Here is a 13,265-nt window from a genome sequence, read left to right as displayed (position 1 = left end):
CAATCGGCGAAACCCGGCAGGACGGGGCTCGCTTCCTTGCCGGGCGGCATGCGCCGGCGTCGTTCACGCGCCAAAACGACATGGGCATTGTCGCTGCTGCCTGCCAGTCGTTCGTCTTCGACAACAGTGCGTTTTCGATCTGGAAAAAAGGCGGCAGCCTGGACGTTGATGGGTACATCCGCTGGATCGAGCAATGGCACTTGGCGTTTTGAGTGAGGCTTTTGCAAAAGTTTTGCAAAAGTTTTGCAAATCGCAGAATCGAGTAGGAGGCGGCTTCACAGCCGCCGTCCTCTCACACCACCGTACGTACGGGTCCGTATACGGCGGTTCAGGTTATGCGGTTAAGCCGTTTTATCGTATCCAGTATTGGGACCAGCCCCAGGCTGTCCCACAGCTTCTTCGGCAGCGCGTGATTCATATGTGACGCTCCCGAATTCCACCATGGCCCGCGCCCGTTGAACGCTGATTTGCAGGCGCGTGCTTCGCTGATCCCCAGACGTATCAGGTTGCGCGCCCTCGTTGGGCGCTGCTTCCATTGACGCCAAATGACACAGCGAAGTTTACGGCGCATCCAGCCATCCAACTCCTCAAGGGGGCGGTTGCTCTGGCTGAGCTTGAAGTAACCCGCCCAACCACGTAGCACCGGGTTAATCCGTTCAATGACGCTTGCCATCTTGTGGCCCCGCGCTCCGCGCAGCAGTTCTCTGAGCCGATCGCGCAAGCGATTCAGGCTCATCGTAGCTACTTTCAGCCTCGGCTGTTTATGCAGGCTCATCCCGTAACCCAAGTAATCACACGCCCACGGCCGTGCTACTCGGCTCTTTTCTTGATTCAACGTCAGTTTCAGGCGTTGATTCAGGAAGCGCTCAACCCTGACCAGCACTCGCTCGCCAGCACGACGACTGCGCACATAAATGTTGGCGTCGTCGGCATAGCGTACAAAACGATGGCCCCGCCGTTCCAGTTCGCGGTCGAGTTCATTGAGCAGGATGTTCGACAACAACGGTGAGAGCGGGCCGCCTTGCGGCGTCCCTTCCTGCCGTCGGCTGGCGATCCCGCCCGACATCATTCCCGCTTCGAGATAACGACGGATCAGCATAAGCACACGTTTATCTTCGATTTGACGCTCGATGTAGGCCATCAATACATCGTGGTTGACCCGATCAAAGAACTTCTCCAGATCGAGTTCCACGCACCAGCGGTGGCCCGCCGCCACATGGGCGCGGGCGGTTTCGATGGCTTGATGAGCGCTTCTGCCCGGACGAAAGCCGTAGCTGTAGTCCGAAAACAGCGGATCGAAGATTGGCGTGAGCTGTTGCAGCAGCGCCTGCTGGATCAGGCGATCCACGACGCTGGGGATACCCAGCTGTCTTGTACCGCCTTTGGGTTTGGGGATATCGACGGCGCGTACACCTTGCGGGTGGTATTCGCCGGCCAGCAGCCGAGTCTTGAGGATCGGCCAATACTGTTTCACGTAGCCCGCCAGCTGGTCGACCGTCATGCCATCGGCACCCGGTGCGCCCTTGTTGCTGACCACGCGTTGATACGCACGCTTGAGGTTGGCGGGTGCAAGCACCCGCACCATCAGCGTGTCCGGCTCCGCGTTCGTCCACGCCACAGACGCCGTCGATGTTTGCGCCCTGTCAGCCTTCATCCTCGGATACCGTCCAGGACCTGGGGTAACAGTTTTCTCTTGGAGAATATTCTGCGTTTCAACATTCGACGAGACTCTGACGCCTACTGGCGGCATAACCTGTTCGGCCCTTGGTGACGCGGTAATCCGCCACTTACTACGGCCTCAGCTGACTTCTGTGGGCTCATCCCGTCGCCTCTCGACGCTCGGTAGCACAGTGGCAAACCCACAGATCTCCCAGGGTAATTCGCGCGACCTTCCTGCTTATGCCTGTCGGATCTACGTCACAGCGTTCCGTGCAAGTATTGGGCTTTGAAGATATTGGCCTTCTTACCCCGCTGCGCCGCCTCTATCCGCTTCCTGTTCGTCAGGCCAGCATTTTTTTGCCTCGGGCTTCCTTCAGATTCGCAGTCGCCCGCGACACCCTTGCCTCTGGCTAACACTTCCCCTTGCCGGGTGTGTAGAGGACTTACACCTCCAAGTCACCAGCGAGGCCACCACAGCCAAGCTGGTTGCGCTTCGCGCAACGCGCCATGCCTGGCGCACCAACAAAAAAGGGCCCACCTTTCGGTGAGCCCTTCCAGACCGCCCAGCAGAGCGGATTTTGTTTGGTAGGCGCGATTGGACTCGAACCAACGACCCCCACCATGTCAAGGTGGTGCTCTAACCAACTGAGCTACGTGCCTGCTGTGAGGCGGCATTCTACGGAATTCCGGAGGGGTGTCAACACCTTTTTTCGAGCTAACCCTATGAATATGCAAAATATTTAATTTTGCGCGTGCAAAGAAGATTTTCCGGGTGGCTGGCGGGCGATTTTCAACTCGGGTAGGATCGATGCACTCGTAAAATATATTAAACAGAGGCTGCCGGATGGCTAACACTCCCTACCCCGAGTCCTACTACGCCGCATCGGCCAATGCGGTTCCACCGCGCCCGGCGTTGCAGGATGACGTGGAGACCGATGTCTGTGTAATTGGCGCCGGTTATACGGGGCTGTCCTCTGCCCTGTTTCTGCTGGAGAACGGCTTCAAGGTCACGGTGCTCGAAGCCGCCGGGGTGGGTTTCGGGGCGTCCGGGCGTAATGGCGGCCAGATCGTTAACAGCTATAGCCGCGATATCGATGTCATCGAGCGCACGGTCGGTCCCAAGCAGGCCCAGTTGCTGGGGCAGATGGCGTTCGAGGGTGGGCGAATCATTCGTGAGCGGGTCGCCAGGTACAACATTCAGTGCGACTTGAAGGACGGTGGCGTGTTCGCCGCGATGACCGCCAAGCAGATGGGGCATCTCGAATCCCAGAAGCGCCTGTGGGAGCGTTTCGGTCACACCCAGCTTGAGTTGATGGATCAACGTCGCATCCGCGAAGTAGTGGCTTGCGATCAGTATGTCGGCGGGATGCTCGACATGAGTGGCGGCCACATCCATCCGCTTAACCTGGCGCTGGGTGAAGCGGCGGCGGTCGAGTCCCTGGGTGGCACGATTTACGAGCAGTCGCCCGCTGTGCGCATCGTGCGCGGCGCGAATCCGGTGGTGCACACGCCGCAGGGCAAGGTCCGGGCCAAATTCATCATCGTCGCCGGCAACGCTTATCTGGGCAACCTGGTGCCGGAACTGGCCGCCAAGTCGATGCCTTGCGGCACACAGGTGATCACCACCGAGCCGTTGGGCGAAGAACTGGCGAAGACCCTGCTGCCTCAGGATTACTGTGTCGAAGACTGCAATTACTTGCTCGACTACTACCGCCTCAGCGGCGACAAACGTCTGATTTTCGGTGGCGGCGTGGTGTATGGCGCGCGGGATCCGGCGAACATCGAAGCAATCATCCGACCGAAGATGCTCAAGGCATTCCCGCAGCTCAAGGACGTGAAGATCGATTACGCGTGGACGGGCAATTTCCTGCTGACGTTGTCGCGTCTTCCTCAGGTCGGACGGCTGGGCGACAACATCTACTATTCCCAGGGTTGTAGCGGCCATGGGGTGACCTACACGCATTTGGCGGGCAAGGTGCTGGCCGAAGCGTTACGCGGCCAGGCAGAACGTTTTGATGCGTTTGCCGAGCTGCCCCACTATCCGTTCCCGGGCGGACAAATGCTGCGTACCCCGTTCGCGGCGCTGGGCGCCTGGTACTACGGATTGCGCGACAGGTTCGGGTACTAAGCGGCACGCAATACATTGTAGGAGCGAGCCGGCTCCGGGCGGCGATCCGACGATATCGGTCTAGCAGCCAACGAATATGTTGGATGCTACGACCTCATCGCGAGCAGGCTCGCTCCCACAGGGGTTTTGGGTTAGAGACGATCTCGTGGGATACCGCTTCGAATCCGCAAGATATCGGACAGCACCGCCAAAGCAATCTCCGCCGGCGTCTTGCTGCCCAGGTTCAGCCCGATTGGCGCATGAATCCGCCCCAACTCGACATCCCCCAGTCCACCAATACGCCGCAAGCGCTCGAAGCGCTTTTGCGAGGTCTGCATGGAGCCCATCACACCGATGTAAAACGCTTCGGTGCGTACTGCCTCCATCATCGCCAGGTCATCGATGCGTGGATCGTGGGTCAACGCCACCACCGCCGTGTCGCTGTGACAGCCACCGTCGGCGATGAACACCGACGGCAGTTGGCGACGAATCTCCACGTTTTCCAGCACGACGCCTTCCAGCACTTCGTCCCGCGGGTCACACAGAATCACCTCGAACCCAAGCCCCACGGCAAACTCCGCACAGGCCTGGGCGACACTGGAATACCCCGCCAGCAGCAAGCGCTGGGCCGCGCCGACGCGCACGCGCACCCGGTCGATTTCACGTTCGATTCGCACACCCTGTTCACGATCATCGAACAGGCTGCGCGCACCGCTGAGCAAATCAACCTCGCGGATCAACCGACGTCGGCCCAGCAGCGCCGACTCCAGTTCCCGCAGATGCGCTTGCACCTCGCAATCGGCGTCAAGCTTCTCGACCAGCACATCCAGCACCCCGCCACAGGGCAGGCTGACGCGCGAGCGTGGATCGTCGCCTTCGCCGTAACGAACAACGCTGACCGGCTCCAGAAACGCGCCCTCGGCGACTCGCTCGAGAAAGTCTTCCTCGACACAGCCACCGGACAACGAGCCAATCCAGTGCCCCTGCGTGTTCACCGCCAGCAGCGAACCCGGCGCGCGCGGTGCCGAGCCGTAAGTGGCCAGCACCGTACACAGCCAGATGCGCTGACCAGCCGCCGACCACTCCAGCGCCCGGCGCACCACTTGCAGATCCAGATGCTGCATATCAGTGGGCCTTGTGCTCGAGCGGCGGCGCATCGGCCCGCAACTTCTGCACGTCGTTTACAGCCAGATCATTCGGCTGACCGCCCCAACCCTGACGCAGGTAGTTCAGTAGATCCGTGAGTTGCGCGTCGCTCAACTTGTCGACAAATCCCGGCATCGGTTGCATGTGTTCGAACCCGGAGAACTTCTGCTCACCGATACCGTCGTCGATCACCCGTACCAGGTTGCGCGGATCTTCCAGGCGCAGCGTGGTGTTGCCGCGCATGGCCACGGCGATGTGCGGCTTGCCCTCACCGCCCGGCGCATGGCAACCGGCGCAGACATTCAAATATTCCTGACGGCCGCGCTGGGCACTTGGGCTCAGCTTGTCCAACGGCACTTCAGTGAGGACTTTCGCCGCTGGCGGCTGATCGCCGAGCAGGAACGTCGCCATGGCGGCCAAATCCGGATCAGTGAGGCCCTGAGTGCTGTTGTGGAACACCGGGAACATCTCGTTGAACATCGTGCCTTGGGCGCTCATGCCGTGCTTGAGGAACGAGCTCAGGTCCTGATGATTCCAGCCACGGGCCGCCAGGTCAGTGGCCAGCAGGCTCGGTGCCAGATAACCATTGAGAATGCCACCGGTCATGCGCTTGTCCATCTGCATCGCACCGGGCAGACCGCGAGGCGTGTGGCACTCGCCACAGTGACCCAGCACGTCGACCATGTACTGGCCGCGCTTCCAGGCTTCGCTCTTGCCTTCGGCAGGCTCCAGCTTCACGTCCTTGCCGTACATCATGTTCCAACCCATCAGCCCCAGGCGCACGTTGAACGGGAAGCTCAGGCTGGTGACCGGCGCGGCGCGCTCGATCGGCTCGACGGTTTTCAGGTAGGCATGAATCGCGTCGGAATCTGCACGCGGGATCAGGTGATACGAGGTGTACGGCATTGCCGGATACAGGTTCGCGCCATCGCGGCGCTTGCCTTCGGTCAGCGCGGCGAAGAACTCGTCATCGTTGTACAGGCCGATACCGTGCTCTTTGCTCGGGGTGATGTTGGTGCCGTAGATCGTGCCGAACGGCGATACGATCGGCAGGCCGCCCGCATAGGGCGCGCCACCCGGTGCGGTGTGGCACGCCATGCAGTCGGCGGCGCGGGCGAGGTACTCGCCTTGCTTGACCTGCGCATCATCCGCGTGAGCCGCTACCACAGGCGCAGCCAGACCAACCGCCAACGCCAGGCGGCTAAGTAGAAGCTTCATGCTTAACCCTCCTTGACCAGGCCGAGATCGGTCAGCACGTTGCGGGTGGCGCTGTAGTAGCGCACGTACCCGGTGCAACGGCAGATGTGATGACCGAGGCTGTCCTCGATGACTTTTTCCAGCTGGCTCTTGACGATCGGCTGACGCTGCAGCTTTTCCACCAGCACGGTCGCGGCATTGACGAAGCCCGGCGCGCAGTAGCTGCACTGGAAGGCGAATTCGTCGACGAAGCGCTGCTGGATCGGGTTCAGCTCGGTGACCTTGCCCTGCTCGTCGCGGGTCGCATGGCCTTCGATGGTCCGGACCTTCTTGCCTTCGAAATAGTGCGCGCCAGTGATGCAGGTGCGCACTTCTTCGCTGGTGCCGTCGGGGTTGTCGACGATCACCACACAGGCGTGGCAGATGCCCTGGCCGCAGCCCAGGCGCGAACCGGTGAGGTTCTTGTATTCGTGCAGGTAGTCGATCATCGGCAGGTCATCAGGGATGTCCACCGGGCCGACGGATTGACCGTTGAGGGTCAGTTGAAGCGGACGGTTAGCCATTGAGGGCCTCCTTGATGCGTGCAGAAGTGATAGGCAGGTCGCGGACACGTTTACCGATGGCATGGGCCACGGCGTTGCCGATGGCACCGACCACCGGGATCATCACCACCTCGGCGATGCCCTTGGACGGGTCGCTTGGCGACAATGGCGGCAGGATGTCCGCCGTCTGTTTCCACACCGCGACGTGGCGCGCCATCGGCAAGCGGTAACGGTTGAAGTTCCAGTCCCCCTCCCCCGGCCCGCCTTCGTACAACGGCATCTCTTCCATCAGCGCATGGCCGATGCCCATGGCGATCCCGCCTTCGAGCTGGCCCCTGACCAGTTCTTCCACCAGCACCCGACCGCACTCGACCCACGAGTGATGGTTGAGTACCGACACTTCGTTCGAACCCTTGTTGACCTTCACTTCCACCAGCGTCGCGACCGGGCTGTAGTAAGTCACCGCCGCGTTGTTCAGCTGGGTCGCCGGGTAGGCGATGCCCTGCCGATCCAGCAGATGGAAACCGGCGCTGTTCATCTGCGCCTTCTTCGCCTTCGGTGCACCGTCACCGTACTTCACCGCCAGGCCGTCGAGCGGCAAGCGCTCACGCACGCCGTCGATGCTGAACTCGGCCTCGGCCCAGCTCCAGCGGTTGAAACCATGCACGGTGGCGCCGCTCACCAGGCCACGTTCGTGAACGCGCTTGGCGAGCATGGCGAATGGCAGTGGCTCCATGCCGTTGGCGGTGAGCTTGCCGTCGACCCAATGGGCTTCTTCGCGGCGAACCACATAAGGGTTGGCCTGACCGCCGTAAGGGCCTTGTCGCCAGATCTCCAGCGCCGCCGGCCACAGGCCGTGGTTGAACAGCACGCGCGCCGCTTCACGGGTGGCATGGCTGAAGTAGTACGCCGAGTTGGTGGCCGACGAAGCCGAAGCGACTTTGCCGACCCAGCGCGGATTGCGCAGGAAATTGTCCTGCTCGGCCTGGCTCATGATGTACGGGTTGCCGCCACTGACCAGCTGCAACTCTTTCCATTCGGTTTCGCCGGTCTTCACTTCGTGCGCCGCAATACCGAGGAAATCGGCCACGACCATGGCCTGGGAGGTGGACATGCCGGTGCCGATTTCGATACCGATGTGGCGCAGGCTGATGCGACCTTCGGCAGTGAATTCAATGCTGGCCATCGGCGCTTCGGAACCGGTGCCGAAGTCTTTCTGGCAGATGGCGAAACCCACCCCGTACCAGTTGTCCGGATCGGCGGCTTCGCGTTGCTTCTTGATCGCGTCGCGGTTTTTCCAGGTGTCGTGGACGGCCGCCTTGTCGAGAATCTCGTGCAGGCGCAAGGCACCGGCCGGGATCGCGCCCTGGGTGTTTTTCATGCCCGAGCGCAATGCGTTCTTGCGGCGCAGCTCAATGGCATCGACACCCAGGCGATCGGCGATTTCGTCGACCATCATCTCGGTCGCCGCCATGCTCTGCAGGGTGCCATAGCCACGCATCGACCCGGCTTCAACGGCGCGGGAGTGATAGGCCGTGACCTGCAGATCGTTCTGCGGCATGTAGTAGATCGACTGTGCGGCCGTGGCGCCCACCGCCGCCACCGACGGGCTGTAGTTGATTCGCCCGCCACCGTCGACACTCATCTCGGAGCGGAAAATCTTGAAGCTGTGGTCGGTCTTGTCCACCGCCAATTGGTAGCGAATGTCGAACGGGTGACGCTTGATGCCGCTCTGGAATTGCTCGTAGCGGTCGTTGGCCAGGCGCACCGGCACGCCAGCGCCGTACAACGCCGCCAGCGCTGCGTAGTAGACGAAAATATTGTGGTCCTTGGAGCCGTAACCGACGGTGTAACCCGGGTGCATGTTCAGGTTGGCCAGGCCGAAACGCGACGGCGCGATCATCTTCGCGGTCTCGGTCGCGGTTTCCAGCGGGCACTGTGTCGCCACCACGAAATGCAGGGTCTTGGTCGCCGGGTCGTACCAGCCGTTGCCGTTGTCCGGCTCCAGGGCGGCCGGTTCGATCGACGGGGTCTTGTAGCGCTCGTCGAACACCAGCCAGTTGTCCGGCGGCGTATCGATCTGCTGCTTCATGCGCTCGGCGTAGAACAGCCCGCGCTCGGTCAGGTTGCCGTGCAGGTTCGGCTGGGCATTCCACACCGGACGACGGTTTTTCAGCATCGGGAACAGAATCGAATCCTTGAGGCTGGCGAACTCGTCTTCGTCCGCCGAGGTCGCGCCGCCAACGCGCACGTAGCGGAAGCTGCCGTAGGGATCGCCTTCGTAGAACGGCGCTTTCTCGCCGTAGCGGATTGCCTTGTCATTGAACTTGAGTTGGTTCTTGGCCTGACGGAAGCGCTCGAAATCGTTCCAGATCAGGATCGCCACCGGGTGCCCGATGAACATCGGCACCTTGCCGGCCGGCAACAGTGGATCCGGGGCGTGCTCCTCAGGGAACACGATACCGTCCTTGACCAGGTCTTCGGCGGTGACGATGCGGTCCGGTTGTAACTCGGCACCGAGCCACGACAGGTCGATGCCAGCAAAGATGTGGTCGGCCTTGATGGTTTTCAGCAGCATGGCGTGGCCTTGCTGCTGCGGCCAGCCCGGCATGTCCTTGGCGCGGATGTCGCGGGCAAACACCTTGCTGCCGCAGACCTTGGACAAGGCATCGTTACGGGCGCGCGCCTTGCCGTTGTTGCCGAGCCACTGCTCGGACGGCACGGTCACACTGTTCTCCATCAAGGCGGCCAGCGCCTGGCTGCTCAATGGCGTGAGCGTCACGCTCACACCCGCTACCAGCCCGCCCTGAAGGAACGAGCGCCGGGATATATCACGGTTGGACATGGATCATCCTCTGGGCGGTTATGGGGCCCGCCCTTCTGGTTATGTTCTGGAAATCTCGAGTCTTGCAGAAGCCCTTTTCGACGATGCAAAGGGCTGTTGTTGACAGTGCAAAGCTGACCGAAAGGTTAAGTTTATAGGCTTATGCCTTCGCGGAAAACCAAAAACTGACCAAGGAATCAAAAAACCGCGACTTTTCGACGCAGCAGATCGATGAACAACCCCAACTCCCGGCTGATGTGCTCGCCCTTGCGCAACAACAACCCGAATGGCGCCATCTGCACATCCAGTTCCACCGGCAGCGCCACCACCAGGCCCATTTTAAGATAGTCGCGCAATGCGGTTTCCGACAGCACCATGATCGCGTCGGTCAGCTGAATCAGTTGCTGCATGGAGTACACCGAACTGCACTCGATGATGTCTGCCGGCAACGGCAACGCCAGGCGCTGCAACGCCTGATCCAGACCGATGCGCGCCGGACTGGTTTCCGGTTGCAGGATCCACGGCCAACCGCTGACCAGCTCCGCCATTTCCAGTTTTTTGCGCCGCACCAGCGGGTGGCCTGCGTGCACCACCACCAGCAAGCGTTCGTTACCCAATTGCTCGAAGACGTAATGCTCACTGTCGGTGGCGGCATTGCGCCGGGCGATGGCAAGGTCGATGCGGCCTTGTTCCAGCAACTGGATCACCTGGTCGCTGGTGTCGCCCATGATGCGAATCCGCAACTGCGGATTGAGCGCCTTGATCTCGGCAATCGAATCCATGACCAGGTCCGGCGCCGCGCCCATGATGGTACCGATCGACAGATAGCCGTAGCCGCCCTGCTGCCGTGCCATCAGGTCCTCGGCACAACGGTCGAGGCCACTGATGGCCGACTCGGCAAAGCGAATCAGCTCCTGACCCAGCGCTGTCGGGCGCATCCCCCGCGGCAGGCGCTCGAACAGATCGCAGCCGAACATGTCTTCAATCTCATGGAGCATGCGGGTTGCCGCCGGTTGCGACATGTTCAGGCTTTGCGAAGCGCGGTGCAGGTTCTGGCTGCTGCTGAGCGTCACCAGCATGTGCAAATGCTTGTAGCGCAGGCGATTGAGCAGACTGCGGGAGATGGTCGGCGTGGTCATGGCGGGCCTTTTTTATCGATACCTTGAGGGTATCAGTTGTTAGCTAGATTCGATTTGTAACGCATCGATCAGCGGCCGTACAGTCTTCCCCATAAGAACAAATGCCCTACCAAAGGAAAACTGCGATGAAGACTCTACCCGCGCCTCTGCTCGCCAAAATTTCCTGGCGGCTACTCCCGTTTCTCCTGCTGATGTACATCATGGCCTTCCTCGACCGCGCCAACGTCGGGTTCGCCAAACAAGCCTTCCAGGCCGACACCAACATCAGCGATGCCGCCTTCGCCTTCGGCGCCGGCGTGTTCTTCGCCGGCTACGCACTGCTCGAAGTGCCAAGCAACCTGATCCTGCACCGCGTCGGCGCCCGCCTGTGGATGTGCCGGATCATGGTCACGTGGGGCCTGGTCTCCGCCGCCATGGTCTTCGCCCACACTGAAACCAGCTTCTACATCCTGCGCTTTCTGCTGGGCGTGGCCGAAGCCGGTTTCTTCCCCGGGGTGATCCTCTACCTCACCTACTGGTTTCCCAGCGCCGTGCGCGGCAAGGCCATGGGTTTCTTCTATTTCGGTGCGCCGCTGGCGTTCATCTTCGGCAGTCCGCTGTCCGGCCTGCTGCTGGAACTGGACGGCTTCGCCGGCTTCCACGGCTGGCAGTGGCTGTTTGCCGTTGAAGGCCTGATGGCCACGGCGGTGGGCATCTGGGCCTACTGGTACCTGGACAACCGTCCGGCCGACGCCAAGTGGCTGACCGTCGAGGAACGCCAGCAAGTGCAGAGCCTGCTCGATCAGGAAGACAGCCATAAACAGAATCATGGCCGCAGCCTGCTCAATGTGATCTGCCAACCCTCGGTGCTGTACCTGTGCCTGATCTACCTGTTGATCCAGGCCAGCGTCTACGGCGTGGTGTTTTATCTGCCGAGTCAGGTTGGCGGACTGCTGGGGACCAAGGTCGGGCTGATGGTCGGCCTGGTGACGGCAATCCCGTGGGTCTGCGCATTGATCGCCGCGTACCTGATTCCCGGCTACAGCGACCGCACCGGCGAACGCCGCCGCACCGCCTGCCTGACCCTGTTGATGGCTGCTGCCGGCATTGCCTGCTCGGTAACCTTCAGCAACCCGCTGCTGGGGATCATCGCCCTGTGCTTTGCCGCCTCCGGCTTCATCGCTGTGCAACCGGTGTTCTGGACCTTCCCCTCCAGCTACCTCGCCGGCAGCGCCGCCGCGGCCGGGATCGCCCTGATCAACTCGTTCGGCGCCCTCGGTGGCTTCATCGCCCCGGTGCTGAAGAACTGGGCCGAAGGCGCCTTCCATTCACCGGCAGCAGGCTTGTACGTGCTGGCCGCTACCACCGTCATCGCCGCGTTGCTGGTGCTGGGCATACGCGCGCCCGGCCATAAAGCCTCGAACAAACCGGCCACCGTTTAAACCTGACCGCCGTTTAAAAAAAGGAGTCACACCATGGGCATTCCAACCATCAAACACGTCCGCGCTTTCACTCTGCGAGGCGGCGGCGCCGATTATCACGACCAGGCCGACGGCCACTGGATCGACGATCACATTGCCACGCCAATGAGCAAATACCCCGAGTACCGCCAGAGCCGCCGCACCTTCGGCATCAACGTACTCGGCACCCTGGTGGTGGAAATCGAAGCCAGCGACGGCACCGTCGGTTTTGCCGTGACCACTGGCGGCGAGCCTGCCGCCTACATCGTCGAAAAGCACCTGGCGCGCTTCCTTGAAGGCGCCCGGGTCACCGACATCGAAAAAATCTGGGACCAGATGTACCAGTCGACCCTGTATTACGGGCGCAAGGGTATCGTCATCAACACGATCTCCGGCGTTGACCTGGCGCTGTGGGACTTGCTCGGCAAGATCCGCCAGGAACCGGTGCACCAGCTCCTCGGCGGTGCGGTGCGCGACGAATTGCAGTTCTACGCCACCGGCGCCCGTCCGGACCTGGCGCAGAAAATGGGTTTCATCGGCGGCAAGATGCCGCTGCACCACGGCCCGGCCGAAGGCGAGGAAGGCCTGCGCAAGAACCTCGAAGAGCTGGCGACCATGCGCGAACGTGTCGGCCCGGACTTCTGGCTGATGCTCGATTGCTGGATGAGCCTGGACCTCAACTACGCCACGAAACTGGCGGTCGGCGCCCACGAATACGGCTTGAAATGGATCGAAGAAGCCCTGCCGCCGGACGATTACTGGGGCTACGCAGCCCTGCGCAACAACGTACCAAAAGGCATGCTGGTGACCACCGGCGAACACGAAGCCACGCGCTGGGGCTTCCGCATGCTCCTGGAGATGGGCTGCTGCGACATTATCCAGCCGGATGTCGGCTGGTGCGGCGGGATCACTGAACTGGTGAAGATCTCGGCCCTGGCCGACGCCCACAACGCACTGGTCATCCCTCACGGCTCATCGGTGTACAGCTACCACTTCGTCGCCACCCGGCATAACAGCCCGTTCGCCGAGTTCCTGATGATGGCGCCGAAGGCTGACGAAGTGGTGCCGATGTTCCACCCGCAATTGCTCGGCGAACCGGTGCCGGTCAATGGCCGCATGCGCCTGTCCGCGCTCGACCAGCCAGGTTTCGGCGTGACCCTCAACCCCGAATGCCAACTGCATCGGCCGTATAACCGCTGAGAAAGGAGTTCG

General features: G+C 61.5%; 10 protein-coding genes and 1 tRNA gene. 4 read left to right on the top strand and 7 right to left on the bottom strand.

Annotated features, from left to right (window positions below; translation table 11 throughout):
- Window positions 1-80 precede the first annotated feature (80 nt).
- Complete coding sequence (locus AC3IT9_RS10080; protein ID WP_489272857.1) at window positions 81-212, top strand: hypothetical protein; 132 nt, start codon at window positions 81-83, stop codon at window positions 210-212.
- Between the two features lie 116 nt (window positions 213-328).
- Here the strand turns inward: AC3IT9_RS10080 and ltrA are convergent, their stop codons facing one another.
- Both ltrA and AC3IT9_RS10070 read right to left on the bottom strand, forming a co-directional pair.
- On the bottom strand, window positions 329-1,750 hold the full coding sequence (gene ltrA / locus AC3IT9_RS10075; RefSeq protein WP_151213490.1) for a group II intron reverse transcriptase/maturase: 1,422 nt from the start codon (window positions 1,748-1,750) through the stop codon (window positions 329-331).
- Between the two features lie 492 nt (window positions 1,751-2,242).
- Window positions 2,243-2,319 (bottom strand) — tRNA-Val (locus AC3IT9_RS10070).
- Between the two features lie 184 nt (window positions 2,320-2,503).
- On the opposite strand from AC3IT9_RS10070, the gene AC3IT9_RS10065 reads away from it, so the two are divergent.
- Window positions 2,504-3,787, top strand: coding sequence for an NAD(P)/FAD-dependent oxidoreductase (locus AC3IT9_RS10065; protein ID WP_489272855.1), 1,284 nt, complete (start codon window positions 2,504-2,506; stop codon window positions 3,785-3,787).
- A gap of 131 nt (window positions 3,788-3,918) precedes the next feature.
- Here AC3IT9_RS10065 and AC3IT9_RS10060 read toward each other — a convergent pair whose 3' ends face one another.
- From AC3IT9_RS10060 to AC3IT9_RS10040, 5 genes are all read right to left on the bottom strand, one after another.
- Window positions 3,919-4,890, bottom strand: coding sequence for an XdhC family protein (locus tag AC3IT9_RS10060; RefSeq protein WP_489272854.1), 972 nt, complete (start codon window positions 4,888-4,890; stop codon window positions 3,919-3,921).
- A gap of 1 nt (window position 4,891) precedes the next feature.
- Window positions 4,892-6,130 (bottom strand): c-type cytochrome, encoded by a 1,239-nt coding sequence (locus AC3IT9_RS10055; RefSeq protein WP_489272852.1) that lies wholly within the window; start codon window positions 6,128-6,130, stop codon window positions 4,892-4,894.
- A 2-nt stretch (window positions 6,131-6,132) separates the two neighbouring features.
- A complete protein-coding gene (locus tag AC3IT9_RS10050) occupies window positions 6,133-6,672 on the bottom strand; it encodes a (2Fe-2S)-binding protein (protein WP_007982256.1) in 540 nt (179 codons plus the stop codon).
- On the bottom strand, window positions 6,665-9,496 hold the full coding sequence (locus tag AC3IT9_RS10045) for a xanthine dehydrogenase family protein molybdopterin-binding subunit (RefSeq protein ID WP_489272851.1): 2,832 nt from the start codon (window positions 9,494-9,496) through the stop codon (window positions 6,665-6,667). Before AC3IT9_RS10045 ends, AC3IT9_RS10050 begins: the two co-directional genes overlap by 8 nt.
- A 176-nt stretch (window positions 9,497-9,672) precedes the next feature.
- Window positions 9,673-10,614, bottom strand: a complete 942-nt coding sequence (locus AC3IT9_RS10040; RefSeq protein ID WP_489272850.1) for a LysR family transcriptional regulator — start codon at window positions 10,612-10,614, stop codon at window positions 9,673-9,675.
- 125 nt (window positions 10,615-10,739) lie between these two features.
- On the opposite strand from AC3IT9_RS10040, the gene AC3IT9_RS10035 reads away from it, so the two are divergent.
- Together AC3IT9_RS10035 and rhmD are read left to right on the top strand one after the other, a co-directional pair.
- Window positions 10,740-12,035, top strand: coding sequence for an MFS transporter (locus AC3IT9_RS10035; protein ID WP_489272849.1), 1,296 nt, complete (start codon window positions 10,740-10,742; stop codon window positions 12,033-12,035).
- A 33-nt stretch (window positions 12,036-12,068) separates the two neighbouring features.
- Window positions 12,069-13,253 (top strand): L-rhamnonate dehydratase, encoded by a 1,185-nt coding sequence (rhmD, locus tag AC3IT9_RS10030; protein WP_008067008.1) that lies wholly within the window; start codon window positions 12,069-12,071, stop codon window positions 13,251-13,253.
- The last annotated feature ends 12 nt before the right edge of the window (window positions 13,254-13,265 follow it).

Source organism: Pseudomonas sp. KH_046_1 (genome assembly GCF_057839025.1).
The sequence above is the reverse complement of the archived record's forward strand: the minus strand, read 5'-3'. Positions and strand labels throughout refer to the sequence as shown.

Excerpts from the sequence above, each read along its gene's own strand:
- AC3IT9_RS10080 (WP_489272857.1), top strand. The coding sequence starts at position 81 with ATGGGCATTGTCGCTGCTGCCTGCCAGTCGTTCGTCTTCGACAACAGT.
- ltrA (WP_151213490.1), bottom strand. The coding sequence starts at position 1,750 with ATGCCGCCAGTAGGCGTCAGAGTCTCGTCGAATGTTGAAACGCAGAAT.
- AC3IT9_RS10065 (WP_489272855.1), top strand. The coding sequence starts at position 2,504 with ATGGCTAACACTCCCTACCCCGAGTCCTACTACGCCGCATCGGCCAAT.
- AC3IT9_RS10060 (WP_489272854.1), bottom strand. The coding sequence starts at position 4,890 with ATGCAGCATCTGGATCTGCAAGTGGTGCGCCGGGCGCTGGAGTGGTCG.
- AC3IT9_RS10055 (WP_489272852.1), bottom strand. The coding sequence starts at position 6,130 with ATGAAGCTTCTACTTAGCCGCCTGGCGTTGGCGGTTGGTCTGGCTGCG.
- AC3IT9_RS10050 (WP_007982256.1), bottom strand. The coding sequence starts at position 6,672 with ATGGCTAACCGTCCGCTTCAACTGACCCTCAACGGTCAATCCGTCGGC.
- AC3IT9_RS10045 (WP_489272851.1), bottom strand. The coding sequence starts at position 9,496 with ATGTCCAACCGTGATATATCCCGGCGCTCGTTCCTTCAGGGCGGGCTG.
- AC3IT9_RS10040 (WP_489272850.1), bottom strand. The coding sequence starts at position 10,614 with ATGACCACGCCGACCATCTCCCGCAGTCTGCTCAATCGCCTGCGCTAC.
- AC3IT9_RS10035 (WP_489272849.1), top strand. The coding sequence starts at position 10,740 with ATGAAGACTCTACCCGCGCCTCTGCTCGCCAAAATTTCCTGGCGGCTA.
- rhmD (WP_008067008.1), top strand. The coding sequence starts at position 12,069 with ATGGGCATTCCAACCATCAAACACGTCCGCGCTTTCACTCTGCGAGGC.